The sequence below is a fragment of the Noviluteimonas gilva genome, assembly GCF_009740395.1.
In the GTDB taxonomy this organism is placed as follows: domain Bacteria; phylum Pseudomonadota; class Gammaproteobacteria; order Xanthomonadales; family Xanthomonadaceae; genus Noviluteimonas; species Noviluteimonas gilva.
The window spans coordinates 167,301-193,638 of record NZ_WOXT01000004.1 but is presented as its reverse complement, the minus strand read 5'-3'; the positions used below and the strand labels follow the sequence as shown (position 1 = coordinate 193,638).

Sequence of the window (26,338 nt, the reverse complement as noted above, 5' to 3'; positions counted from 1 at the left end):
CCCCCCTATGGTATCCGGGAGCCAGCGATGGCGCACGTCGGAGGAAGTTCTAAGAAGCTGTTGACGCGCGTCCGCCGCATCCGAGGCCAGGTCGATGCGCTGGAAACTGCGCTCGCTGGCGATCCTGAATGCATGGCGGTGCTGACGCAGATCGCCGCCGTGCGTGGCGCCGTGAACGGACTGATGATGGAAGTGCTCGACGGTCACCTTCGCGAACATCTGGCGCGCGAGAGAAGTGCGGGCAAGCGCGAGGCCGAGATCAACGAGGTAACCGCGATCTTGCGTTCCTACTTCAAGTAAACGCGGTCCGACAATCGTCGCGGAAGCAACCGCTGTCGCGAGTTGGCGGCGCTATTCCAGAATAGCGCTTCGACATCAACCTTTCTGACCCCTACGTTCGGTCACGACGGCGATCACTCGCCAACACCGACGGAGTCAGAGATGAAACCCGCACATGATCTTCCAGTGGAAGACCGCCTTGTTCCCGATGCACGCGCGGCCGATGCGTTGGGCGTAACCCTGATGACGTTGTGGAGGTGGACGCGCAAGGGCGTGCTGCCCGTCGTCAGGATCAGCAACCGCAACTACCGGCGCGTTGGCGACGTGCGTCGCTTGCAGCGCCCAGTCTTCCTTGATGGCGACGGCGTGGCCTCGGTCGCCGACCAGGAGGTGGCCGATGACCGCTGACTTCGACCCGAACAAACGCGAGCTTGAGTTCGTCGCGGACGGGGTTCATGCGGTGATGCACGAACTCGCACACCGGCCTTCGATCGAGTACGCGCACAACGCGTTGCTAATGCTGCGTGACGCCGTCGCAGCCGTCGAACGCGCCGAACGCAAGATCGCGGGTCGCTCCGATGAGTAGCGCGCGAAGGCGGCTTCGGCAAACGGGCAGGCGGGAAGGAGGAACCTTCGTTCGCCTGCCGCACGATGTGTTGAACGCGCCGAACTTCGTCGCGCTGTCCGCGAACGCCAAACACCTCTTGCTCGACATGTGCGCGCAGTACCGCTACGGCCACAACGGCGACATCTGCGTCAGCCGCTCGTTGATGAAGAAACGCGGGTGGACATCGCACTCTTCGCTGGCGAACGCGATCGATGAGCTCATGGCGGCAGGGTTCGTCGAACTGACGCGGCAGGGCGGTCTGCATCAGTGTTCGCTGTATGGCTTCACGTGGATCAAGATCGATGCGTGCGCCGGAAAGCTCGATGTGCGCGAAACCAAGGTGCCTTCGGGTCTTTGGAGCAGGGTTGCCCGCGGCGAAAAAATCGATCTGCCAGCCCGTATCGCAGGCAAGGGTGGCCCTCGTGGAAGGCCTAGCCGACCACGATCATCGCCGTCCTGCCGCGAGCCCGGCCCTCAGGCAGGGCTTACCGGCGCTTCCCTTGAGGAAGAACTGGCCTCACCGGTGGGCACCTCTGAAACTCTGCCATTGCATGTACCGAAGACAGAGCGGTCGGCATCATCAATCTCCGTCTGGCGTGGGCGTTTGTTGAGGCGCACCGGCGGACGGATGGGGCGGGGGGAGGGTTCAAAAACCCGTGGGACCACGACCACCGGCCGCCTTACTGCCTTTAGAATTAAATCCAACAAATACAAATAGTTACGTGATGCAGAGATGGTTGGTCGGGCAACTCCGGCGGTTGTGGAATTACATAACGCTCAGCCGTACCGATATGCTGCGCGGCAATGCACGCAGTTTCCGGCAACTTGACGCTTATCGCGGCCTTGCGGCGCTCCCGCTGGCTTGCCGTTGCCGTTCTGTTCGCGCTCCTGCTCCGCATCGGCTCGGTTGCGGCATGCACGCAGCACGAACTGGCCGACCTGGGCATGGCCCCCGAAGGCGTGACGATCGTCGAGAAGGCAAGCGCCGGGTCCGGCGCCGATGGTCTTCTCGCGCATGCTGCAAGCTGCACGCACTGTAGCTGCCACCACGCGGCCGCTGTGCTGCAATCCGTCGCCGGCATGACGATCGCGGTGCACGGCGATGGAGTCGAAGGTCGCGTCGACGAGCGCGCTTCAGCGCACGTGCCGCTAACCCTACGGCCACCTATCGGCTGATCGACATCGAACTCGAACCCTCGGCTACGCCGAGGCCATGTCGATCCTGAGGGTTTTCCAATGCAATTTGTTCGCATGCCGCGACGACGGTTCGTCGCGCGGCTGGTCGTTGCCGTTGTCGGCACGACCCTGATGGCTGCTGCCTTCGCGCAGTCGCCCGATCCACGTGCACCAACGCCGCTTCGCGAAGCGCTGCAGGCAGCGTGGCGTCAGCACCCGACTTACCAATCCACCGAATCGCAGTTGTCGGCCGCGCGCGCGCGGCGCGATGCGGCGGGTCGGCCGCTCTACAACCCCGAGTTGGTGTTCGATTACGAGAACGAAGGTACCGATCGCACCGCAACCGCGGGCGTGGACCTGACGCTCGACATCAACGGCAAGCGCCGCGCCCGCGAGGCATCGGCGACGGCGCGGCTCGATGAAGCAACGGCGCGTGCACACCTTCAACGGCGTGACTTCGCAAAGGACTGGTTCGCCGCGCTCGCTGATTGGATTAGGGCGAGCGAACGCGTGCGAACCGGCGAGCGCCGTATCGGGCTGTTGTCGCGCTTCGCCGAGCTGGCGCAAAAGCAGTTCGCTGCCGATGACATCTCCGGCCTCGATCGCGATCTCGCCCTTCTGGCGCGCGATGAAGCCGAAGCCGAGCAAGCCACGCTGCTCGCCGACCAGGCAGAAGCCGCCGCCCGCTTCCGAAGCGCGGGTGGCGATCCAGCCATGGCGACCTTGCCCGAAGTCGCATTGCCCGCGCCCTTGTCGAACGGGGACTCGGAAGCGGCGCCCGAGATTGCCGTCGCTCTCGCTGCCGCATCGGCGGCGGAGCGCGAGGTCGACGTCGCACGTAAGGCGCGCACGGCTGACCCGACTGTTGGGTTGCGCGGCGGGCGCGTCGAATACGACGATCTCGCGCGCGATAACGTTGTCGGCTTCACGGTCACCATTCCGTTGAACATTCGCAACGGTTACCGCGCAGAAGTGGTTGCCGCCGAAGCCGATGCCGTGACCGCACGTGCAGACGCCGACCGCATCAAGCTGCAACTCGATGCGGAACGCCAACGCGCGATCGACAGTTACGCGAGCACCCGCGCTGCATGGACGCGATGGACCGGCAGCCGAGGCACCGACGTCGGTCGTCGCGAAGCGTTGCTCGAACGACTATGGCGCGAAGGCGAGCTGTCGACCGCCGACTACCTGTTGCAGCTCAAGCAAAGCCTTGACACCGAACTCGCGCGCGCGGAGCTGCAGGCCCGCACGTGGCGCGCATACGCCGACTACCTCGCCGCCACCGGCCAGCTCGAACGCTGGGCCGGACTGGAAGGTACACCATGAGACTGCATTCGATGGAACCGAACCGACCCTTGCTCCTCACCCTGATGATCGTGTTTGCGCTGACCGCTTGCTCGAAATCAGAACCGCCCGCGGAGCACGAAGAAGAAGAGAGCGAAGCGCAGGCCAACACGCTGCGCATGGACGACAACGCGTTGCGCGCCGCCGGTATCCGCATCGAACGCCTCGCAGCGTCGAACGCGGGCGAACAATTGCGCGCACCGGGCGAAGTGCTCGACAACGCCTATGGCACAACGCTCATCACGCCACAGGTAGACGCGCTCGTCATAAGTCGTCACGCGAAGCTCGGCGATGAAGTGCGTGCAGGAACGCCGCTCGTGACGCTGACCAGCGTCACCGTCTCCGACGCGCAAGCGGAACTGCGTATTGCCGAACAAGAATGGCGGCGCGTCGAAGCGCTTGGTCGCGATGCCGTCGCGGGTCGTCGCATCACAGAGGCGAAAGTCGCCGTCGACCGTGCGCGGGCGAAGGCGCAGGCATATGGGTTGCCCGGCACCGCTACCGGCAACGTCGCCGGCCGCTTTACGTTGACCGCGCCGCACGCGGGACGCATCACTGAGGACGACTTCGTCGTCGGCGAGCGCATCGAACCCGGCCGCACGCTGTATCGCCTGGTCGACGAATCGATCGTCTGGGTCGATGCCAAGCTGCCCCCCGGCAGCATGCCGCGCGTAACACCCGGCAGCGCGGTCACGATCGTCGTCGACGGCAAGCGCATCTCGGGCAAAGTCCTGCGCGCCGCGCACCGCACCCAAGAAGCAACGCGCAACGCCGTCGTGCGTATCGAAGCGCCGAACAGCGAGGACCTGTTGCATGGCGGCGACTTCGTCGACGTTTACCTGCAGTCCGGCGTGGCCGGTCGGAATGCCATCTCGGTTCCGACCGACGCGCTCGTACAACTAGGCGGCGAGACCGTTGCGTTCCGACGCAACGCGCGGGGCGCAATCGAGTCCGCGCCGGTGCGCACCGGCGAAGTTATTGGCGATCACACCGTGATCGAAGAAGGCCTCAAGGCCGGCGACCAGGTCGTTGTCGCGGGTGCGTTTGCGGTGAAGTCGCAACTGCTCAAGTCGCAACTGGGAGAAGGTCATGGTCACTGACGTCTCTCGCAAGCGGAGGGCGATCGCATGTTGAATCGCCTTGTCGAACTCTCCCTGCGTTACAAGCTGCTCGTGGTGATTGCCTTTGCGGTGGTCGCGTTCCTCGGCGTGAACGCCGTGCGCAACGTTCCCATCGATGCATTCCCCGACGTGACGCCTGCGCAGGTCAACGTCTACACCGAGTCGCCTGGCCTCGCGGCCGAGGATGTCGAGCAACTGCTCACCACGCCTGTCGAATCCGCGCTCGCGGGTTTGCCGAAGGTGCAGGAAATCCGCTCGGTCAGCCTGTTCGGGTTGTCGTATGTCGCCGTGTACTTCGACGACGACATGGATATCTACTTTGCGCGTCAGTTGGTCAACGAACGCCTACAGGAGATTGGTGATCGGTTGCCCGAAGGCTACGGCAAGCCGACCATGGGGCCGAACGCTTCGGGTCTCGGGCAGGTCTATTGGTACACGGTGGAGCGGGCGCCCGGTGTCACAAAGGAACAGGTCAGCGACATGGACCTGCGCACGTGGCAGGAATGGACGGTGCGTCTGATCCTGCGCACGGCGCCGGGCGTCGATGATGTGACTTCGTGGGGCGGCGGCGAGCGTGAGTTCCAAGTGCGCATCGATCCGCAGCGCCTTTACGCACGCGGCCTCGGTTTCGGCGACGTGATGTCGGCGATCCCGGCGAACAACGGTCAAGTCGGCGGCAACACGATGGACGTCGGGCGCGAGCAATTCCTCGTGCGTGGTCTTGGCTTGTTGAAGACTGCCGAAGACATCGGCGCGATCGTGCTCAAGTCGGAAGATGGCGTGCCCGTCTATCTCCGCGATGTCGCGCAAGTCGTCCAAGCGCCTGCGCCTCGCTTCGGTGCGGTGACGCGCGATGGCGAAGAAGTCGTGCTCGGCATGGCGCTCGCGCGCATCGGCGAGAACGCAAAAGAAGTCGTGCAAGCCGTGAAAGGCAAGCTCGACGTGGTCAAGGCCGCGTTGCCGAAGACCATGGTGCTCAAGCCGATCTACGAACGTACCGACCTCGTCGACAAGGCGGTCGAAACCGCATTGCGTGCGTTGATCGAAGGTTCGTTGCTCGTCGCGGTTATCTTGTTCCTCTTCCTCGGCGAAGCGCGCTCGGCCCTGGTCGTCATCGTGACCTTGCCGCTGGCGATGCTGATCGCCTTCATCGGCATGGGGCAGTTCGGGCTATCGGCGAACCTGATGTCGCTCGCGGGTTTGGCGATCGGCATCGGCATGATGGTGGACGGCGCCGTGGTGATGGTGGAGAACGCATTCCGCATCATGGCTGAGCGACAAGCTCACGGCGAAAAAGTCGATCGCACCTCGGCGGTGCTGGCGGCCGCCAAGGAAGTCGCCAATCCGATTGCCTTCGCGATCATGATCATCATCGTCGTCTTCCTTCCGTTGTTCTCGCTGGAAGGTCTTGAAGGCAAGATGTTCAAGCCGATGGCCTTCAACATCGCGTTCGCCATGGCCGGATCGCTCGTGCTCAGCCTGACGCTGATCCCGGTGCTCGCATCGCTGATCCTCAAGCCCAAGGAGGAACGCGACACGTGGCTCGTTGCGCGCATCAAGCGCATCTACGGGCCCTTGCTCGACAAGGCGCTGGCGAAGAAGAGAGCGGTCGTCATAGGCGCGGTCGTCGCGCTGCTCGGTAGCCTCGCGTTGTTTCCGTTCCTCGGCAAGGAGTTCATGCCGCAGTTGCAGGAAGGCTCGATCATGTGGCGCATCACGGGTATCCCGTCAACGTCGCTGGATGAATCGATTCGCACCAGCAAGGTGATCGCGGATTCGTTCAAGCAGTTCCCCGAAGTCGACACGACGGTCGCGATGATCGGTCGCGCGGAGAAGGGCGAGACGGCCGACGTCAACTACATGGAAATCTATACGGCGCTCAAGCCAGAAGACGAGTGGAAGTCGGGTCGCAACATCAAGGAGCTCGAAACCGCGATGCAGGAGACGCTTGAGAAGACCGTGCCAAACGTCGTGCCCGGTTACACGCAACCGATCCAAATGCGCGTGGAAGAGTTGATCTCGGGTGTGCGCGCCACACTCGCGCTCAAGCTGTACGGCGAAGACCTCGCGGAGCTCGATCGTCTGAGCGGTCGGATCAAAACCGTGCTCGCAAAGGTACCGGGCGTCGCCGATCTTTCGCTGGAAGCGAACGTTGGCAAGCCGCAAATTCGCATTGCGGTGGATCGTGACGAACTCGCGCGGCACGGCATGAACGCCGAGGAAGTGCTTACGATCGTGCGCAATGGTGTCGGCGGCGAACCGGTGAGCGTGCTGCTCGATGGCGTGAAGCGTTTCGACATCTCGGTGCGCCTGGGCGATGACGCAAAGGCGTCGGTAGAAGCGCTTCGTCGCATTCCGATGCGCACGTCGGCCGGTGCGATCGTTCCTCTGTCGGAGGTCGCGGAGGTTTCCGTGGCCGAGGGTTACTCCTTCGTTCGCCGCGAGCAGTTGCAACGTTATGCGGTGATCCAAATGGACGTGCGCGGGCGCGACGTTGACGGCTTCGTCAAGGAGGCCAACGCCGCGTTGCAAGCACAAGTGCAAATGCCGGCGGGTTACTGGGTGGAGTGGGGCGGTGCGTTTGAAAACCAGCAACGTGCGCTCGCGAAGCTGGCTGTTATCGTCCCGGTCACGATCTTCTTCATCTTCCTGTTGCTCTACACGGCGTTCAACTCGATCAAGTACGCGGCGTTGATCTTGGCGAACGTGCCGTTCGCAACTATCGGTGGCCTTCTCGCGTTGTTCGTCACCGGCCAATACCTGTCGGTGCCCTCGGCGATCGGCTTCATCGCGGTGTTCGGCGTCGCGATGCTCAACGGCATCGTGCTCGTGAGCTTCCTCAACGAACTACGCGACAAAGGCCTATCGGTGCGCGACGCGGTCCTGCAAGGAACAGCCCTCCGCCTGCGCCCGGTTCTGATGACCGCGAGCGTCGCCATCCTCGGTCTGGTGCCGATGCTCGTGTCGACAGGGGTGGGCGCCGAAACACAACGTCCGCTCGCAACCGTGGTGGTCGGTGGGCTTCTGAGTTCGACGTTGCTGACCTTGATCCTGTTGCCGGTTTTGTACGAATGGCTCGAATCACGCGCACCCAAGGGAGAAACCCGATGAAACTGGTCAAGGCGTTCGTGCATCGCTCACGTGTGTCGGACTTGATTCACGCGCTCGGTGCCGCCGGGTTCCAGCGCCTCAGCCTCTTCGACGTGAAGGGGTTGTTGCGTGCGCTCGATTCACGCGAGCAAGAGTATTCCGTGGTGTTGGGCGACCTGGTCGTCAGCGAGGTGCAAATGGAATTGTTCTGCGAAGACGAGCGCGTTGGGGAAGCTGTTGAGTTGTTCCGTCGCGTCGGTTGGACCGGGCGCGGCGATGCCGGCTGGATTTATGTTTTGCCCGTCGAACAGGGCATCGCCATCACCGCGGAGGATCGCTGACGTGGGCGCTGGCCACGATCACGGCACCGGCGAGATTCAGCACGAACGACCGCTGTGGTGGGCCCTCGGGCTCACCATGGCGTTCCTCGTCGCGGAAGTCGCGGGCGGGCTCATCACCAACAGCCTCGCGTTGTTGTCGGACGCGGCGCACATGGCAACCGACGTCATCGCCCTCGCGGTGTCGCTATTCGCCGTGCGCTTGAGCCGCAGGCCCGCCGACACGAAGCGGACCTACGGCTATGCACGCATGGAAGCCATCGGCGCGGTGATCAACGGTGGGCTGTTGTTCGTCGTCGCAGCCTACATCCTGTGGGAAGCGATCGGAAGATTCCGGAACCCGCCGGAAGTCGCGTCAGGCGGCATGCTTGTCATCGCCGCATTCGGCCTCGTGGTGAACCTGATCTCGATGCGGTTGTTGAAGGCCGGCAGCGGCACGAGCCTGAACGTGAAGGGCGCCTACCTCGAAGTGTGGAGCGACATGCTCGGCTCGGTCGGGGTGTTGATCGGCGCGCTCATCATCAAGGCCACGGGGTGGACGGTCGTCGACCCAATCATCGCGGTGCTCATCGGACTATGGGTGCTTCCGCGCACGTGGACGTTGTTGCGCGCCGCCGGGCATATGCTGATGCAGGGCACGCCGAGCGACCTCGACCTCGAAGAGGTGCGCAAAGCAATGGCATCCCATCCTGAGGTCGCGCTGGTGCATGACCTGCATGTTTGGGCGATGGGATCGCGGGACGTGATCCTCACCGGCCACGTCGTTGTCAGGGAAGGCGTTGCCGACATCGACGAGGTTCGTCGCGGAGTCGCGGCCGCATTGGAAGAGCAGTTCAGGATCGAGCATTCAACGCTGCAAATGGAGCGCACAAAGGAGGAAGGTCATCATTTGCATCGCTGACCGCGCGATGTGGGTCTAGGCGACGAGTGAAGTCACTCGTCGCCTTCTTCGATTTGCGCCGGCGGAATCAAGCGAAGAATTGCACGACGGTATCGTCGAATCGCTCGGCGGATCGAACTCGCCTTCGACTGGTCGTCCTCTTGGTCGAGTTTCTCGATCGTCGCGGTAACAGCGGAGGCATGGTCTTCTCCGAGGTGGCGAAAGACGGCGTAGGCGCACGCGGCCTCGTTCTGGTGCGCGGTGACCGGTCGCCCTGGTCGGAGTTGCCCAAGGCGTTCGGGGAGGTTGTCGCTGAGAGGGCGCAGAATTCGTACTGCAGTCATGCGCTCGTCGAGATCAAGCGGCTCGCTTCGCTCGATCTTGTTCGCGATGGTGTCGAACATCACGCGCTGCGACGCCAGAATTCGGGCGTCGTCCTCATCGGAAAGCGCGATCTCGAACACGGCTGAGTTTTTCCTTTCACGCTGCATCGGCAACTCTCCGTTGCGACCGGCGAACGGGCATCGCGACCCGCACCGGCGGCCGCCCGTTCAAGATGGCGTCGAGTTCATCGTCCCACCGGCACAACGCATCGGCAACTTGGGGCCGATAGTCGGCGTGGTCATACGTTGCTTCGAGGCGGTTGCGCACCGAGTGGTTGAGGACGCGTTCGGCGTTCTCCTTCGGCACGCCGCACCATCCGGTCAATCCCGATCGGACGGTGCGCCTGAGGTCGTGCGGCGTCCACCATTCCGCGATGCGGGGAAGGCCTAGTTCGTCGGCGGCACGATCAAGGAAAGGCCGTACGTGGCGATTCAGCGCGTTGTGCCACGTATCCGATCGGATGCCTCGCGGAACACCGTTGCGGTCGAACGAAGCGACGAAGAACGGCGCATCGGGGCCATGGTCAGGGCAGTCGTTGAGTATCGCCAACGCGTAGTCGCCCAACCAGAGGTCGGTGCGCCTGCTCGACTTGTTCTTGCGCTGTTTCCAATGTTCGCCGAGCGAGTCGACGTCCGCGCGCAATAGGCCGCCCAGCTCGCTCGTGCGCACGGGCACGCAAATGAGCATGCGGATGGCGTGACCGTATGGGTACCCCGCCAGCTCGGCCGCGCGCCACAGGATGCGAATTTCATCGCGGTCCAGCACGCGGTCGCGCAGTTTCTGCTTCGCCGGGTTCGCGATCTCCGCCGCCGGGCTGTATTCCCACCCAAGCCGGTCCCGCGCGTGCGCGAAGAGAAGACGGATGACCACCGCGGCGCGGTTGGCACCAGCGGAACTTCGGCGAGCCCGCGCATCGAGATATGCGACTAGGTGTCCGCGCTTTACCGCAGCGATGTCGGTGTCGGCGAACTTGGCAAGGATCAAGTCGAGTTCCCGCCGGTAATCCTGTCGGCTACGTGTACCCATCGTGGGCGCGTGGACCGACCACCAACCCTCGGCCATCGTGTGGAAGGCGCGGTGCGCGCTCAGCTCGATCGCCGCGGCCGCTTCCGTGCGCTCGCGCGCCTGCTCGATCTTGGGGTGCCGGCCGTTGGCGACGTCGTCGTCGATCTTCCCGGCCATCCGGCGGGCCAAGGTCGTCGCCGACACCGGGGGGGTCAGTGCGGCGGCGTTGCGCGCGATGGCATCGTGACCGCCGAGCTTTTGCCGCAGCTTCCCTCCGCCGACATTGCACCGGTAGAACCACGCAGCGCCGCCTGGACCGACGCGCAGGCATAGGCCGGGCACGGCGGCGTCGACGTACTCGATGCGCGCACGGTGCGGCTGGCGCAGGATGGCGGTGACCTTCTTCTCGTTGAAGTTGACCTGTGGCATGGCGGGCTCGGGCTGGGGTCCGGCTGGGGTCCGTCGGGCCTGTTAGGCCGTGAATCCCAGCGTTAGGGTGTGCAACGTTGAAGTTGCGCCAGAGCCTTAAATTACAGTGTTTCTGCGCATGTGTGTGCGCCGTTGCGTTAGGTGATGCCGTCGAATTCGTAATGCGTAGGTCGTAGGTTCGATTCCTATTTCCGGCACCAGTAGAAACAAGGGCCTGCAAGCCGAAAGCTTGCAGGCCCTTTTTCTTGCCGCAACAGTAGTTTTACCCGGCCGACCCCCGCATTTTTTCGCTCGCGGTCGCGTGCGCGCCGATCGACACTCCAACGCTCCCGTCGGAAAGGAGCGTTCGGATGTCCGCCAACCCGTCTCCTGCGGTTCCATACGAAGCGCGCGCATTCACGCCCGTGCATCCCGACCTGAAGAATGCGGCGGGCGCACCGGCCGGCATCGCCAACGCGCGTTACGTCGAGTCGCTGGCGCGCATCGTCTATTACTGGGGCTATCCGGCAGTGGACACGTGGGGCCGCACGAGCGCCTGGGAGGTCATGAAGGCGTCGGGGCCGGGGGCGACCATGGGCCTGTTCCCCGGCGGGCCGAAGAGCCGCATGGGCTACCTCGACGATTACATGCCGGCTTCGCAACGCAAGGTCGTCACGCCGAACAACGACACGATCTACGGCGCAGGGTTCGCCGATCTCACGGACGAGGGCGTCGTCGTCCAGACACCCATCGACGTGCCCGAGGGGCACTACTGGACGATCCAGATCGTCGACCTGTTCACCACCGTCACGCACCAGCTCGGATCTGCGTCGAAGACGCCGGGCGGCAAATACCTGCTCGTCGGACCGTCGTGGGAAGGCAATGCACCGGAAGGATTCATCGACGTGTTGCGTTCGCCGACCAACGTCGCCGGCGTGTTCGGTCGCAGTTACATCGCGCACAGCCCCGAGTCCAAGCAGCGCGCGCGCGCGGTGTTGAACCAGATCGGCATGTATCCGGTGGGCGAGGACGCACCGTCGCGACGCAACTTCGATTGCGAAGCCAGCGCGCGCAACAAGGTGTATCCGCCGGGCGTGACCGCCGAGATGATCGCCGCCGATCCGGACATGCTGCGCGTGCGCCCCGTCGATCCGACGAAGTTCTGGGACGTGCTGCGAAAAGCACTCGACGCCAATCCCGTCGTCGGCCCCGACGATGCGCCGATGGCGGAGCAGGCGCGCACCTTGTTCGCGTTGCGCGACAGCGATGCGCAGTGGCGTTCGCTGCTCGACCGCGTCGCGCTCGAAGCCGATGCCGAACTGTTGCAGACCGCGCGCTACACGCAGGCCGGCGTCGATGCCGGCAACGGCTGGCAACGCCAGGAGAACGGCGGCGCGTGGGGCACCGATTGGTTCGGCCGTGCGCAGGCCGCGGTCATGTACATCTATGTCAACGACTTCCATGAAGCGATCTACTTCATTCGCGGCACCGATGCGCAGGGCGACGTCCTCTTCGGACGCTACCGCTACACGATGACGTTCCCGAAGTACGGACTTCCGCCGGTGGATCGCGCCAGGGGTGGGTTCTGGTCGCTGTCGATGTACGACCAGGACAACTTCATGCTTGCGACCAGCCCGAACGGTCGCCACAACATCGGGACCGTCAACCTCGACGCCAGCGAACTCAAGTTCGCCGCAGATGGCTCGCTCACGCTGCATCTGTCGCATGCACCGCCGACGGATGCGGACGCACAGGCCAATTGGTTGCCTGCACCCGATGCGCAGTTCGCGCTGATCGTGCGCACGTACGTGCCCAAGGCAGAGCTCATCGATAAGCACTACACGCTTCCCGACGTGCAGCGCATGCATTCCTGAAAGGTCACGTCGATTTAACCGGAAGACTGGAACATCAACCCTTCGTGGACGCACCCGGAGTCGCGGTTATGAATCGTCCGATGCAGCACGTGTTCGTATTGACCGCCGCGCTGAGCCTTGCGGCTTGCGCCAGCGATCCGGGCCAGCGCGAGGCCAACAAGAATTTCGGTTCCGTCGTTGCGGGCGGCGTGGTCGGTGGCCTGGTTGGCAACATGTTCGGCGGCGGCACGGGCAGGGTGCTGATGACGGCGGCCGGTGCAGTGGCCGGCGGCTTCATCGGCGATCACCTGTACAAGCGGCATGCGAAGTCCGAGTACGAGAAGGATGCCGCGCAGCGTGCGCTCAACCAGGCGGCCTCAGGACAGGAAGTCACTTGGTCGGATTCGCGCACGCAGGAGTCCGGTTACTTCGTCGCGCTCAACACCAAACGCATGTCCGACGGCCGAGTGTGCCGCGACTTCCGTCGCGGCCTGACCGTGGGTGGTGCATCGGTCGACGAAACCACCGGCACCGCGTGCAAGAAATCCAACGGCGAGTGGGACGTGAGCTGACCGAAGGAGTGACGATCATGATCAAGCAGGTTGTGGGATGTGCACTCTTGGTGGTCCTCGCCGCGCCGGCGGTGGCGCAGGTCAAGGCCGGCGCCGATCCCGCGCGCTTCGATGTCGCCGATGCGAACAAGGACGGTCAGGTCGATCTCGCCGAGTACGGCAACTTCGTCGAAGAGTGGGTGTTGCTCAACGACGCCGATCGCGACGGCAAGCTGTCGCGGGACGAACTCAAAGATGCGCCGAACCCGAGCAAGTTCGACACGATCGACAGCAACCGCGACGGGTTCCTGGTGATCGAGGAATTGAGCACTTATTCCGATGGCGACTTCGCGGCGATGGATGCCAATTCCGACGGGAAGATCGATCGGGCGGAGAGCGCGCAGCGCAAGTGATCGAACAAGCCCCGCGCAAGCGGGGCTTTTTTTCGATGATGGCTACTGCCGGGCCCGTCGCACCGCAACGATCGTCAGCACGACGAACACCAGCAGCACGACACCCTGCGCGATCGCGAAGGGCGGTTCGGCTTGCGTCGGTGCGAGCGCGTGCACGGCGGGCACTTTCAGGAAGGTCTGCGCCACGAGCACGAACACGTTGAGGTACAGCGAGATCATCGCGCCGGCGACGAAGATCTTCCGCCACGCGCCTGTCAACTTCCGCCCGTAGAGTGCGTAGAGCGTGGGCACGAGCACGAGCACCGAGACGATGCCGGTGCCGAATGCCGGCGTGAACCCGCGGAACGGAAACACGAACCCCGTGACCGTGGTCGCCACCGTGGTCCACAGGAACGCGTGCGTCCATCGCGGCACGCGACTGCCCGCGAGCAGACCGGCGGCGACCACCAGTCCCGTTGCGATGGCGACCAGGCTGAGCACGACATGGAAAAGCGTGAGCGGGTGCGTCAACGGCAGGACCGGTTCCATTGGGATCCTCGCGATGGGCGAAGGCGGGGCGCCTTCGGCCGAATCATGTCATGGCTTGTCCACGACGTCCGTCGCGCGCGCGAGACCGGCGCGCCGTAGACTGCGCGACCATGATCCATCGCATCCTGATCGTCTGCGTCGGCAACATCTGCCGATCGCCCATGGCCGAAGTCGTGCTGCGCAAGCATCTGGGCGGCGGCGACGAGGTGGTCGTGGAATCGGCCGGCCTCGCGGCGCTGGTCGGCAATCCGATCGACCCGATCGCCGAACGCGTGCTGGCCGACCACGGCCTGACGGCGCAGGGCCACGCCGCGCGCCAGGTCACCGAAGCGATGATCTCGCAGGCCGATCTCGTGCTCGCGATGCAACGCCGCCATGTCGGCGCGATCCATGCGATCGCCCCGCAGGCGAGGGGCAAGACGTTCCTGGTCGGAAAGTGGGAGGGCGACGACGAGGTCCCGGATCCCTACGGCAAGACGGTGCCGGTTTTCGAGGATGCGTACCGCCGGATCGACCGGATGCTGTACGCCTGGCGAATGCACCTTTAGCCCTGCTCGTTGCGATAAACGCATGCCGGACACGGCACCGGCCAAGCAGACGAACGCGCCTGAATGATTCGACGATCGGTGCCGAATATTTGGCATTTGGCTGTTTTTCTTCATCTTTTCATCAACACCCGATCCATAGCCTTTTCGAACCTGTCGCGTTGCACCGGGTGTCAACGAGTGCATGCGGCGGGGAAAGGGGGCGGACGGGAACGGTTCGCGACGCCCCATGACCCGGTCATCGAGAGGCGCGCATGGAAGAAGCAAAACTGGTGGCCGCGAGTGCAATCGCCCTTGCCGTCACCCTCTTCGCGATCTTTTCGCTTCGCCCCCTGGCGAAGCGATTGGGTCTCGTCGACAAGCCGGGTGGTCGCAAGGCGCACAAGGGCCGCGTCCCCCTGATCGGCGGGCTGTGCTTCTTCCTGGGCACGGTCGCGGGACTGACGTACCTCGGATACGTGGACGCGTTCGTCGCGAGCCTGCTCGTGCCGTGCGCGCTGATCGTCATGACCGGCGCGGTCGACGACTTGAACAACATGAGCGTCAAGTCGCGCCTGGTCATCCAGGCCTCCACCGCGTGGCTGGTCATCGGCGCAACGGGCATCTACCTGGATAGCGCGGGGCACCTGCTCGGCGACGGCATCGACCTGCAGCTCGGCCTGCTCGGCATTCCGATCACGATCATCGCGGTCATCGGCCTGGTGAACGCCTTCAACATGATGGACGGCATCGACGGCCTCGCCGCGGGCATGGCGATGGTGAGCATCGGTTCGATCCTGTTGTTCGCCCCCTCCGGCTGGCCGGCGCTCGGCGTCGTGCTGCTGTTGCAGGTGTTGTTCGCCGCGCTCGTGCCGTACCTGGCGGTCAACCTGGGTTGGCCCGATGGCCGCAAGATCTTCATGGGCGATGCGGGCAGCACGCTCATCGGCTTCTTGATGGCGTGGTCACTGATCTATCTGAGCCACGGCAAGGTCGGCGTGCTCGCCCCGGTCGATACGCTGTGGTGCGTCGCGATCCCGGTGATGGATACGCTCGGCGTGATGTATCGCCGCAAGAAGCTGGGGCGCTCGCCGTTCGAACCCGATCGCCAGCATCTGCACCACCTGTTGTGCGACGCAGGTTTCTCGGCGCGCGCCACGCTCTGCATCATCGTCTCGGCGGGCCTGACCCTCGGCGGTGTCGGTTATGCGCTGCGCGGGCTGCCGGAGATGGCGAGCCTGGTGGCGTTTATGTTCGTGTTCGCGCTGTACCTGGCGAAGTTGCCGCAGGCGATCGTGGCGATCGGCAAGCTGCTGCCGCAGCGCGTCGCGCAAGTCGCCACGGCGCCGCAGGCCACGGTGGAAGCGCGCGTTCCGATGGCCGACCAGGCGCCGGCATCGGGCGTGATGAAGGCGCTCTACGTGCTCAGCGCGTCGACCGATGCCGCGCAGATCGCCCCGATCGTCGAACAGATGTCGCGCGACCGGCGCTTCGAAATGCGCGTTTGCGTCGCCGCGCAGGCCGGCAGCCACTCCGAAGGCGTACTGGGGTTGTTCGACCTGTCCCCCGACGTGCGTATCACCCTGTCGGAGGCCGACGATGTCGCGCAGGTGACCTCCGCCGCGCTCGGCACCCTCGATCGGGTGATCAGCGACTTCCATCCCGACGTCGTGGTCGTGCCCGCGGGTGCGCCGACCAGCGTGGCCACCACGCTCGCCGCGACCTACCAGCACATCCCCGTCGCCTGCGTCGAGCCGGCGGGCGCCGCGGTGCGCGCCTCGCAGGACGCGGGCCGCAAGATGATGGGCTCGCTCGCCGCGATGCACTTCACCGCGACCGAGTCGATGAGCCGTTCGCTGCTGGCCGACGGCGTGCCGTCCGACCGCGTGCTGGTGACCGGCGACCCCGCCGCGCGCACGCTGCACACGGCGGTCGATCGCTTGCACCAGAACCTCCCGCTGCAGCGCGAGCTCACCCAGCGCTTCGGCTTCCTGCGCGAAAACGCACCGCTGCTGCTGGTGATGGGCCGCGAAAAGATGGGCGAACGCCTGGAACCGCTCGCCCGCGCGCTGCGCCGCATCGCGTTGCGCCGCCCGGACCTGGACGTCGTCTGCCTGATGCCGCCCTCGCGCAACATGGATGGCATCGACGGCATGCTCGGCGCCTTCGCGAACATCCACCTGGTCGCCCCGGGCGACTACCTCGGCTTCGCCTATCTGGCCGACGCCGCCTACCTGTCGCTCGCCGTCTCCGGCGAATGCGCGGCGGAGGTGGCCCCGCTCGGGAAGCCTGTCTTGCTCCTGAACGCCGCGGGGGAACCCGCCCTCGCAGGACCGCTCACCAGCGAGGTTCCGAACGTCCGCCGCATCGACGTTCACGAGCAGACGATCTCCGATGTCGTACTCAACCTCATCTCCGACCGTCGTGCGTGGGAAATGCTGCGCAACGACGAGCGGCCGCGCGTGGATGCGTGCGAGTGGATCGTGGAAGCGCTGGCCGCCATGCGGCCCAGCACGGCCACGGTCGTGCCGCTGGTGCCGGCAGCCGAGCTGCCGCGCTTCGCGGCCGGCGCCGAGCGTGTCCGCGAGGTGTCCTGAAGGCAGCCAACAGGGGGCCGGCAGGGGGCCGGCAACGACGCAGGACGGCGGCTGAGGGCCGCCGTTCCCGCGGAGCAAGGATGTTCCGACGTCGATGCCAGCGGCACCGATGCCTTTCATATTTTTTCTGAGCGAGATTTATGGCGACCTACCTCTCCAACCGCACGACGCCGCCTCCGCACATCGCCCCGACCTCGGTCCGCGATGAGGAGCTCGACCTGCGCACGCTGTTCACGACGGTGGGCGACCACAAGAAAGCGATCCTGTTCGGCACGCTGATGTTCTTCCTGGCCAGCGTTCTTTATGTCGTGCTCGCCACGCCGAAGTACGAAGCCAACGCGACGGTCCAGGTCGAGCGCCGCACGCCGACGTTCCCGGGCCTGGCGTCGAATTCCGCCGCCCAGTCCACCGCCGCCGAATCGCCCGCCGCCACCGAGATCCAGTTGCTCACCTCGCGCAGCGTGCTGAGCGAGGCGCTCGACAACCTGGACCTCGACGTCCAGATCAAGCCGGCGCACTTCCCGATCTTCGGCGACTACATCGCGCGCACCTACGCCTCCGACCGCGCCAACGACGTCAACGAACCGTGGTTCGGCCTGACGCGCTACGGCTGGGGCGGCGAGAGCGTGTCGATCGCGCGCCTGGACGTGCCGGCCGAACTCGTCGACCAGCCGCTCAAGCTCGTCGCCGGCGATGCCAACCGCTTCACGCTGTACGACCCCGATGGCGACGTGCTCGTCAACGGCATCGTCGGCCAGCCCGCGCAGGCCGCGGGCGTCAACGTGCTGGTGCGCGGCATGGCCGCCAACCCCGGCATGCGCTTCGAAGTCACGCGCCTCAACACGCTCGCGATCCTCTCCCAGCTGCGCAAGGACATCAGCGCGAGCGAGCAGGGCCGCGATTCGGGCGTGATCGCGCTGGCCTACCAGAGCGAAGATCCGATCCTCGCCCGCTCGGTGCTCGAACAGGTCAGCCGTGCGTACGTGCACCAGAACGTGGCGCGCAACTCGGCCGAAGCCGCCAAGCGCCTGCAGTTCGTCAAGCGCCAGCTGCCGATCGTGCGCAAGGAACTGGACAAGGCGCAGGCCGCGCTCACCGATTACCAGACCCGCACGCAGACGCTCGATGTCACCGTGCAGAACCAGTCGCTGTTGAATCAAACCGTGTCGATCGATTCGTCGATCAGCCAGTTGCGCATCCAGCAGGCGGACCTCGCGAGCCGCTTCACGCCGAACCATCCGACCTACAAGGCGCTGCTCTCGCAGATCGCCCAGTTCGAAGCGCAGAAGGGCCAGTTGCGCGGCCAGATCGCCGCGTTGCCGGAAACGCAGCAGAACCTGTTCCGCCTGACGCGCGACGTCGAAGTCACCAACCAGACCTACGCCAGCCTGCTCGACCAGGCGCAGCAGCTCGACATCGCGCGCGCCAGCGCGATCGGCAATGCGCGCGTGATCGATCCGGCCGCCGTCGACTATGAAAGCCCCGCGTGGCCGAAGCCGATCCCGGTGATCGCCGGCGGTACGCTGCTCGGCGCGCTGATCATGTTCGGCTTCGTGCTGCTGCGCCAGATGATGCGTCGGGGCGTGGAAGATCCGGCCGACATCGAACTGCTCGGCCTGCCGGTCTATGCGTCGATCCCGTACAGCGAGCGCGGCCGCGAACTCACGGTCAATCCGCAGCGCTTCGCCACCGGCGGCCAGCGATTGCTCGCGCTCAATTCGCCGACGGACCTGGCGATGGAAGCGCTGCGCAGCCTGCGCACGAGCCTGCACTTCGCACGCTTCAAGACCAAGAACAACCTGTTGATGATCTCCGCGCCGAGCCCCGGCGTCGGCAAGACCTTCGTCTGCGCGAATCTCGCCGTGACGATGGCGCAGGCCGGCCAGCGCGTGCTGCTGATCGACGCGGACATGCGCCGCGGCACGCTGCACCATGCGGTGGGCGTGCGTTCGGAAGGCGGTTTGTCGGAACTGATCGCCGGCCAGATCCCGTTGGAAGAGGCGATCCGCAAGGTCGCGGGCGCCGAGAACATGTCCTTCATTTCGCGCGGCGCGATTCCGCCGAACCCGTCCGAGTTGCTGATGAACCCGGCGTTCAACGAATTGCTCGAACAGGTCGGCCCGCGCTACGACATCGTGATCATCGATACGCCGCCGGTGCTGGCGGTGACCGATGCGGCGGTGATCGGCCACATGGTCGGCACGTGCCTGATGGTGGTGCGCTTCGGCCTGAACCAGCAGCGCGAAATCGCGCTGGCCAAGCAGCGCCTGGAACAGAACGGCGTGGAAGTGAAGGGCGCCATCTTCAACGGCGTGATGAAGCGTAGTGGTGGCCACTATGCGTACACGTACTACGAGTACCTCCCGAGCCAGCAGACCGGAACGCACAAGGCCTATCGCTGACCCAATGAACGCATCGACCACGATTGACGCGCGAACGCTCGCCTCCCCGGTGGACACCCATCGGGGACCGCTGCAGATCACGATGTCGCCGTATTACGGACGGCCCGATTTCACCGGGCTCGCCGGCGGCGACGCGCCTGCGCGGAATATCGACTTCGTATCCGTCGCCGACATCCTGCGCAACGCCTTCGTCTACCCGCCGCACTCGATCTTCGAGGACATCAAGCTGGTGACGTTCGGCTTCTCGCCGTCGCAGGACATGCAGGCCTCGCCGGAATTCCACTTCAAGTTCCGCGACTCGGGCAAGCGCGCCGACACCGAAGGCCATCCCGACCACGACATGGATTGGGTGGGCACGTACCACCGCCTGCTGTGCGAAGCGGTCAGCGAATCCACGCGCGATGTCGGATCGCCGTGGCTGTTGCAGAGCGGCGGCAAGGATTCCACGACGCTCGCCATCGCCGTCGCCGATGCGCGCCCCGACACCACGTGCATCACCTATCACGGTGGACGCGAGGAAAACGAAGTCGAATCGGCGACCTTCGTCGCGCGCACGCTCGGCCTGCGCCACGAAACGCTGATGTGCGATCCGGGCCGTGCGTACGACCGTTATCTCGCCGTCGCCGATCGCATGCCGCTGCTCACCGCGGACTTCGCCCTGCTTTCGTACGTGGACCTGGCGACCGAAATCGCCGGCCGCGGCGGCCATGGCGTGATCGACGGCCTGGGCGCCGACAGCTACTTCGGCACGCCGATGTCGCGCCAGCAACGCACCCTCATGCGCCTGGCGCGCGGGGTGCGCCTGCCATCGTCGGTCTCCGAGCTACCGTTGGTCTCCAGCAGTTTCGAACTCTGCTTCCTGCTCGGCACGCTGCAGATGACATCCATCGAACGGGTGTTCCCCGGTTCGCGATTCACGGATGCGGAAGTCGACGAAATCTTCGGGAAACCGGTTTCGCAGGCATCGCGGGCCCGCCTGAAGCCGTTCCTGGCCGAAATCTCTTCCGCCACGAGCCTGGATGAGTGGCGCGACATGTCGACGTCCATCGCAGGCTCGGCAGGTGCGTTCGCCAAGGGCCTGTACACCTGCAGCGCACTTGGCATGCAGGCGTCCTATCCGTTCTGCGATGTGCGTTTCAGAGAGTGGGTGTATCGGGAAGTACCCCCGCATCAGATGATCGATCCGCAGACCAGGGTGAACAAGGTGCTCGTCCGTAACCATATCGCCACGCGATTCCCGGAATTGCCGTACGTGAAGAAGAAGGGCAGCTTCCGTTTCGACGTGCGCGGCCTCGCCGAAAAGCGCTTCGACACCGTGCACGATTTCGCGGTGCAGGCGCGCGATGTGTTGCCCGGCGCGGTGACATGGCTCGAACGCAACCGCCATCGTCTCGGCAACAAGTACCACGCCTCGAAGTTCTACCTGCTGGCCGTGGTGCTCCCCTGGATCCAGTTGCACCGTACCCGCACGACGCCGCCGTGACCCTCGTGATTCCGCAACTCTTGCAGGCGGCGCCCTCGTCGCCGATCCCGGTGCATCCGACGGCCCGGAAGATCGACGATGTGTCGGTGGCCGACGTGCTGCGCAACGGCTTCGTGTATCCGCCGCATTCGATCTTCGAAGGGCAGGACATGGCGTCGTTGTCGGCCAACCTCGCCGGTCGCGATCCGCAGGGATCGACGGCCTACGGTTTCCGTTGGCGCGACAGCGGCAAGCGCCACGATGCGAAGGCGACGCCGACCAAGGATTGGGTCGATGCGTACCACACGCACCTGTGCCAGGCGATCGAATCCAGTTGCGCGACGATGCGCGGCCCGTGGTCGCTGCAAAGTGGCGGCAAGGATTCGACGACGCTGGCCATCGCGCTCGCCGACGCGCGCCCCGACACGACGTGCATCACGTATCTGGGTGGCGTGGAAGAGAACGAAGTCGAGTCGGCGAAGGTCGTCGCGACGACGCTCGGCCTTCGCCACGAATCGCTCGTCTGCGACCCGGCGCGTGCGTACGATCGCTATCTCGCCGTCGCGCCGCGCATGCCGTCGTTGACGGCGGACTTCGCGTTGCTGTCCTACGTCGACCTGGCCTTCGAAATCCAGTCGGGCGGTGGCGATGGCATGGTCGACGGCCTGGGATCGGATACGTACTTCGGCATTCCGGTCAATTCGCAATACAAAGTCCTCAAGTGGCTGGCGCGCGGCATCCGCCTGCCGCGCATGGCGACTGAATTGCCGTGGGTGAGCAACAACTTCGAGTTGTGCTTCGCGCTCGGCACGTTGCAGATGAACGCCGTGGAGCGCGTGTTCCCCGGTTCGCGCTTCACCGACGGCGAAGTCGACGAGTTGTTCGGGCGCGACATCTCGCGCAGTTCCCGCGAGCGCTTGGCGCCTTTCCTGTCGGAGATCGATTCGGCGACGAGCGCGGAGGAATACCGCGTCATCTCGCTGTCCATCGCCGCTGCGGCGGGCGGTTTCGCGAAAGGCATCTACACGGCCGACGCGACCTCGCTGAAGATCGCGTATCCCTTCTGCGATCCGCATTTCTGCGATTGGGTCTACAACGACGTGCCGGCCGAATTGCAGATGGATCCGGTCACCGGCATGAGCAAGGTGCTCGTGCGCCAGCACATCGCGACGCGGTTCTCGAACCTGCCTTACGTCGCGCACAAGGGCAGCTTCCGTTTCGACGTGCGCGGCCTGGCGAAGTCGCGTTTCGATGCGGTGCACGCGCAATCGCGCGAGGCGCGCTACATGCTGCCGGGTGCGACACAGTGGCTCGAACGCAATCGTTCGCGCATGGACAACAAGTACCACGCCTCCAAGTTCTACCTGCTCGCGGTGTTGCTGCCGTGGCTGACGGGCCGGGCGGAGGCGGGGGGCAAGGTATGACGGCGCCATCGGCGGGTGGGGATTCGCCCGCCGAAAGGATTTCGCGACGTTCGCTGCTCGCGCGCCTGGCGGGCAGCGGCGCGATGCTTGCGCTTGGGCGCGGGGCGTACGCGAAATCCAGCCGCGTGGTGGGCGTGCGCGCTTACGGCGCACGCGGCGATGGTGCGCACGACGACACCCAGGCCTTCCAGGATGCGATCGACGCGCTGCCCAACGGCGGCACCGTCGAAGTGCCCAGCGGCATCTATCGCATCGATCCCCTGCGCAGCGTGCGCTTGCGCAGCGGCGTGCACCTGAAGATGGCGCGCGGCGCCGAACTGCACGCGATCCCCAACGCCGCGCCACGCGCCTACGTCCTGCTCGTGCAGGCGGTGACGGACGTACGCATCAGCGGTGGCCGCATCGTCGGCGATCGCGATCGCCACCTGGGCACCGAAGGCGAGTGGGGCCACGGCATCGCGATCTACGACGGCGTGCGCGTGGTCGTTCGCGACATGCACATTTCGCGGTGCTGGGGCGACGGGATGTCCATCGGCGGCAAGAAGCGCAGCGGCCAGGATCTGCGCCCGAGCACGGACGTGGAAATCGCCAACGTGAAGTTCATCGGCAACCGCAGGCAAGGCCTCACCGTCGGCCGGTCGCGCCGCGTGTGGGTGCACGATTGCGAGATGGCCGATACCGGCGGCACCGCGCCGATGGCGGGCATCGATGTCGAACCCGACAAGGGCGACATCGCGAAGGACGTCCGCATCGAACGTTGCCTGGTGCGCCGCAACCGCGGCCCGGGCATCCAGGTGTGGCACGACACGCATGACGTGTTGATCCGCGATTGCACGATCGAAGACAACCGCAACCCCGGCATCCTCGCCGTCGGTGCGAACGGGCTGTCGATCCGCGGCAACCGCATCCGGGGTAACGCGAAGGTCGGCATCGCGCTGCGCAAGCAGTCGCGCAACGTCGATATCGCCGGCAACACCTTCGCCGACAACGCGCCGGGCCGCCCGCGCAAGCCGACCTTCGGCTCGGACCCGCGTTGGGCCCATCACCTCGAAGTCGCCGCCGACGCCTATCTGCCCAAAGTGGCGGCCGACAACCGACTGGATTGATGCCTGAAACAAGGCGAATTTCCCAATTCAGCTGCGTGAATTGGGGGTGCAGTCCACGGTTCAGCAGATCCGCGCGTGTAATTCACAGCGATCCCCGCTAACCATCCGCCTCGCAACGTCGTGTTAGCACGGCGTGAAGGGGAGGGGCCGGGGATGGACGGAGTCGGCAATTCGAAGAAGGTCGCGCGGCGCGCATTCCTGCGCAATGCGTTGTTGGCGGCGGCGCCGGTCGTGCTGGGGAGCACGCCCTTCGCTGCGGCCGCCATGTCGAACGCGGTCTACCGCCCGGTCTCGCGCATGCGCGGCACCACGGCGCTGGATGTCCGCGACTTCGGCGCCAGGGGCGACGGCGTGCGCGACGACACCGCGTCGATCAACGCGGCGATCCAGGCACTGCCCGCCGAAGGGGGCACGGTGTTCGTGCCGGCGGGCCGTTACCTGGTCGACGCGGTGAAGTCGATCAACCTGCGCAGCAACATGCACTTCCAGCTGGACCCGAACGCCGTGCTGGTGTGCAAGCCCAACGCCGCCGAGAAGTCGTACGTGATCTACGCCTACAAGGTCGCCGACGTGGAGATCTCCGGCGGCCGGGTCGTCGGCGACCGCTACGCGCACCTGGGGTCGACGGGCGAGTGGGGGCACGCGGTGTTCGTGCGGGGTTCGCAGCGCGTCACCGTGCGCGACATGCGCCTGTCGGATTGCTGGGGCGACGGGATGTCGATCGGTGCGGCCCTGGTCTACGGCGCGGCACCGATCCCGAGCGAAGACATCGTGGTGTCCAACATCGTCTCGACCAACAACCGCCGGCAGGGGCTGTCGATCGGCCGCGGCACCAACATCACCGTCCGCGACAGCGAGTTCTCCTACAGCAACGGCACCGCGCCGGAGTGCGGCATCGACATCGAGCCGGACGACCCGGGCATCTCCGACCACGTCTCCATTGAGAACTGCGTGCTGCGCGGCAACCGCAAGTACGGCCTGCTGGCCTACAAGCGTTCGCAGAACACCACCATCCGCCGTTGCACGGTCATCAGCAACGGCAGTTGCGGCATCGTGACCGTCGGCAGTACTGCGATCGCCATCACGCAGTGCAGCGTCCGCATGAATTCCGCCACGGGGATCTTCCTCCAGGACGGCACGAGCGGCTGCGACATCAGTCAGAATACTTTCTACGGCAACTACGCCCGCAACGGCATCGTCGACCGCAAGGACTTCTCGATGGCGGGGTATTCGCAGAAGGTGGAGCGCGACATCCTGGTGCGGGGGATCACCTCGAACATCAACGTAGGCACCAACTACTTCAAATAGGTTTCAAAGGACGGAAGGGTTTCGCGCCATGCGCGGGCCCGCCGCGGGGGGAAGCGCTGGGGGGCGCTTCCCTCTTTTTTTGCCCTGTCCGACCTGCTCTTCACGTATCTGGCGATAAGGTCCCGCGGACTTCAGGGGGCAAGTTCGTCCACATGGATTCGGAACAGGCAGGCGCCGTCACGATGGAAAGCCCGTCGCGCGTCGCGCAATGGCTCATGCCCGGTTGGAAACGGGCCTTGAAAACGATCTCGATGTTGGGCGCGGCGACCGCCGTCGGCGCCGTGTGCGTGTTCCTCACGCAAACCCTGCTCGCGCGCGAACTGGGTCCGCAGGATTACGGCCTGTTCGCGTCCTCGCTCGCCACGATCACGATGATCGCGCCGCTCGCGGGTTTCGGCCTCGCGCAGTTCCGCTTGCGCGTCTATGGCGTGGAAGGGTGGGCGGCGCGCCGATGGATCGCACCTTCGTTGCGCTTCACCGTCGGCACGTCGATCCTGGCGATCGCGATCATCGTGGGCTGGGCGTTGTTCGTCGCGCCCGATGCGGACACGCGGTTCGATCTGCTCGTGCTCATTCCGGTCGTGCTGCACATCCTGACCATCGAGATGTTGAGCACGAAGTACCGCCTCGAAGATCGCTATGCGCGCATGGCCGGGTGGCAACTCGCGATTCCCGTCAGTCGCCTGCTCGTCGCGATGGTCCTGTTGCTCGTACCGCAACTCACTGGGCGCTTCGTCGCGACCAGCTACGCGCTGATCTCGCTGGCGATGGTGGCGTGGGCCTTGCCGTTGTTGCGATCGGTGATGCGCGGGGAGATCGACCTGCGCGGCCACGGCCCCGAACCGACGACGCAGGCGCCGGTGCAGGAACCGCGCGTGTCCGAACTGTGGGCGCAAGCCTGGCCGTTCGGAATGATCGCGATCCTCTATCCGGTGTTCTTCCAGGTCAGCACGATCCTGTTGAAGTACCTGGGGAGCGACAAGCAGGCGGGCTTCTGGGCGATCGGCCTGGCGATCATGACGGCGATCTACCTGATCCCCGCGACCATCTATCAAAAGTTTTTGTTGTCGAAGTTGCATCGCTGGGCCGTGCACGACCCGGTGAAGTTCTGGATGGTCTACAAGCGCGGCAACGTGGGCATGTTCGCGCTCGGCATCCTGGTCAGCGTGACCATGGATGTCCTGGCGCCCTTCGTGATCCCGGTCGTGTTCGGCGAACCCTATCGCGGCGTCATCGTCATCCTGATCGTGCTGTCGCTGTGCCCGCCGATCCGGTTCCTGTCCACCTCGATGGGCTCGGCGCTGCTGACCGACAAGCACATGCGCTACCGCGTCTACGCAATGGCCTGGGCCACGGGCGTTGCGATTTTGCTGAATGCCGCCTTGATCCCGAGATTCGGCGAGATGGGCGCCGCCTGGGCGACGGTCGCCGCGGAACTGGTGCTGTTGGTGGGAACCTGGCACGGCGTGCGCCAATTGCGCCGCGCGAAGGGCGTTCATCCGTGACCTCTCTCTCACGCCCCAATCGTTATCAAAACG

At 65.0% G+C, this 26,338-nt stretch carries 24 protein-coding genes; 21 read left to right on the top strand and 3 right to left on the bottom strand.

Annotation, left to right across the window (positions count from 1 at the left end):
• The first annotated feature begins 27 nt into the window (after positions 1-27).
• From GN331_RS13185 to GN331_RS13140, 10 genes are all read left to right on the top strand, one after another.
• The gene (locus GN331_RS13185) at positions 28-300 is read left to right on the top strand and encodes a metal/formaldehyde-sensitive transcriptional repressor (protein WP_156642707.1); all 273 of its coding nucleotides are present in this window, start codon (positions 28-30) and stop codon (positions 298-300) included.
• Between the two features lie 141 nt (positions 301-441).
• Positions 442-687 carry a MerR family transcriptional regulator gene (locus GN331_RS13180; protein WP_231734495.1) on the top strand — a complete coding sequence of 82 codons (246 nt, stop codon included), beginning with the start codon at positions 442-444 and terminating at the stop codon, positions 685-687.
• The gene (locus GN331_RS13175) at positions 677-865 is read left to right on the top strand and encodes a hypothetical protein (protein ID WP_156642705.1); all 189 of its coding nucleotides are present in this window, start codon (positions 677-679) and stop codon (positions 863-865) included. Before GN331_RS13180 ends, GN331_RS13175 begins: the two co-directional genes overlap by 11 nt.
• Positions 866-935: 70 nt before the next feature.
• On the top strand, positions 936-1,604 hold the full coding sequence (locus GN331_RS16575; RefSeq protein WP_197427126.1) for a hypothetical protein: 669 nt from the start codon (positions 936-938) through the stop codon (positions 1,602-1,604).
• Between the two features lie 86 nt (positions 1,605-1,690).
• Entirely contained in the window at positions 1,691-2,062 is a 372-nt protein-coding gene (locus GN331_RS13165; RefSeq protein ID WP_156642704.1) for a hypothetical protein, read from the top strand.
• A gap of 75 nt (positions 2,063-2,137) precedes the next feature.
• On the top strand, positions 2,138-3,388 hold the full coding sequence (locus tag GN331_RS13160; RefSeq protein ID WP_197427125.1) for a TolC family protein: 1,251 nt from the start codon (positions 2,138-2,140) through the stop codon (positions 3,386-3,388).
• Between the two features lie 11 nt (positions 3,389-3,399).
• Positions 3,400-4,506 carry an efflux RND transporter periplasmic adaptor subunit gene (locus tag GN331_RS13155; RefSeq protein ID WP_197427124.1) on the top strand — a complete coding sequence of 369 codons (1,107 nt, stop codon included), beginning with the start codon at positions 3,400-3,402 and terminating at the stop codon, positions 4,504-4,506.
• A gap of 27 nt (positions 4,507-4,533) precedes the next feature.
• Positions 4,534-7,638 (top strand): efflux RND transporter permease subunit, encoded by a 3,105-nt coding sequence (locus tag GN331_RS13150; RefSeq protein ID WP_156642701.1) that lies wholly within the window; start codon positions 4,534-4,536, stop codon positions 7,636-7,638.
• A complete protein-coding gene (locus GN331_RS13145) occupies positions 7,635-7,958 on the top strand; it encodes a P-II family nitrogen regulator (protein ID WP_156642931.1) in 324 nt (107 codons plus the stop codon). Before GN331_RS13150 ends, GN331_RS13145 begins: the two co-directional genes overlap by 4 nt.
• Before the next feature lies 1 nt (position 7,959).
• Positions 7,960-8,856, top strand: coding sequence for a cation diffusion facilitator family transporter (locus tag GN331_RS13140; RefSeq protein ID WP_331713488.1), 897 nt, complete (start codon positions 7,960-7,962; stop codon positions 8,854-8,856).
• Positions 8,857-8,888: 32 nt separating this feature from the next.
• Here the strand turns inward: GN331_RS13140 and GN331_RS13135 are convergent, their stop codons facing one another.
• Complete coding sequence (locus tag GN331_RS13135; protein ID WP_156642699.1) at positions 8,889-9,299, bottom strand: hypothetical protein; 411 nt, start codon at positions 9,297-9,299, stop codon at positions 8,889-8,891.
• 16 nt (positions 9,300-9,315) lie between these two features.
• A complete protein-coding gene (locus GN331_RS13130) occupies positions 9,316-10,653 on the bottom strand; it encodes a tyrosine-type recombinase/integrase (RefSeq protein WP_156642698.1) in 1,338 nt (445 codons plus the stop codon).
• 350 nt (positions 10,654-11,003) lie between these two features.
• On the opposite strand from GN331_RS13130, the gene GN331_RS13125 reads away from it, so the two are divergent.
• The 3 genes from GN331_RS13125 (at position 11,004) to GN331_RS13115 (ending at position 13,449) form a co-directional block, all read left to right on the top strand.
• Positions 11,004-12,506, top strand: coding sequence for a DUF1254 domain-containing protein (locus GN331_RS13125; protein WP_156642697.1), 1,503 nt, complete (start codon positions 11,004-11,006; stop codon positions 12,504-12,506).
• 68 nt (positions 12,507-12,574) lie between these two features.
• Positions 12,575-13,057: an RT0821/Lpp0805 family surface protein gene (locus tag GN331_RS16915; protein ID WP_156642696.1), complete on the top strand. Its 483-nt coding sequence runs from the start codon at positions 12,575-12,577 to the stop codon at positions 13,055-13,057.
• A gap of 17 nt (positions 13,058-13,074) precedes the next feature.
• A complete protein-coding gene (locus GN331_RS13115; protein WP_156642695.1) occupies positions 13,075-13,449 on the top strand; it encodes an EF-hand domain-containing protein in 375 nt (124 codons plus the stop codon).
• 42 nt (positions 13,450-13,491) lie between these two features.
• Here the strand turns inward: GN331_RS13115 and GN331_RS13110 are convergent, their stop codons facing one another.
• Complete coding sequence (locus GN331_RS13110) at positions 13,492-13,977, bottom strand: hypothetical protein (RefSeq protein ID WP_156642694.1); 486 nt, start codon at positions 13,975-13,977, stop codon at positions 13,492-13,494.
• Between the two features lie 110 nt (positions 13,978-14,087).
• Between GN331_RS13110 and GN331_RS13105 the strand changes: the two genes are divergently transcribed.
• From GN331_RS13105 to GN331_RS13070, 8 genes are all read left to right on the top strand, one after another.
• Entirely contained in the window at positions 14,088-14,525 is a 438-nt protein-coding gene (locus GN331_RS13105) for a low molecular weight protein-tyrosine-phosphatase (protein WP_156642693.1), read from the top strand.
• Positions 14,526-14,776: 251 nt separating this feature from the next.
• Entirely contained in the window at positions 14,777-17,098 is a 2,322-nt protein-coding gene (locus GN331_RS13100; protein WP_156642692.1) for a UDP-N-acetylglucosamine 2-epimerase, read from the top strand.
• A gap of 140 nt (positions 17,099-17,238) precedes the next feature.
• Positions 17,239-19,500, top strand: a complete 2,262-nt coding sequence (locus tag GN331_RS13095; RefSeq protein WP_156642691.1) for a polysaccharide biosynthesis tyrosine autokinase — start codon at positions 17,239-17,241, stop codon at positions 19,498-19,500.
• Positions 19,501-19,504: 4 nt separating this feature from the next.
• Positions 19,505-20,983, top strand: coding sequence for an asparagine synthase-related protein (locus tag GN331_RS13090; RefSeq protein ID WP_197427123.1), 1,479 nt, complete (start codon positions 19,505-19,507; stop codon positions 20,981-20,983).
• Positions 20,980-22,386 (top strand): asparagine synthase-related protein, encoded by a 1,407-nt coding sequence (locus tag GN331_RS13085; RefSeq protein ID WP_197427122.1) that lies wholly within the window; start codon positions 20,980-20,982, stop codon positions 22,384-22,386. Before GN331_RS13090 ends, GN331_RS13085 begins: the two co-directional genes overlap by 4 nt.
• On the top strand, positions 22,383-23,492 hold the full coding sequence (locus GN331_RS13080; protein WP_156642688.1) for a right-handed parallel beta-helix repeat-containing protein: 1,110 nt from the start codon (positions 22,383-22,385) through the stop codon (positions 23,490-23,492). Before GN331_RS13085 ends, GN331_RS13080 begins: the two co-directional genes overlap by 4 nt.
• A 153-nt stretch (positions 23,493-23,645) precedes the next feature.
• Positions 23,646-24,800 (top strand): glycosyl hydrolase family 28-related protein, encoded by a 1,155-nt coding sequence (locus GN331_RS13075; protein WP_156642687.1) that lies wholly within the window; start codon positions 23,646-23,648, stop codon positions 24,798-24,800.
• A gap of 152 nt (positions 24,801-24,952) precedes the next feature.
• Complete coding sequence (locus GN331_RS13070) at positions 24,953-26,305, top strand: lipopolysaccharide biosynthesis protein (RefSeq protein ID WP_156642686.1); 1,353 nt, start codon at positions 24,953-24,955, stop codon at positions 26,303-26,305.
• Positions 26,306-26,338 lie beyond the last annotated feature (33 nt).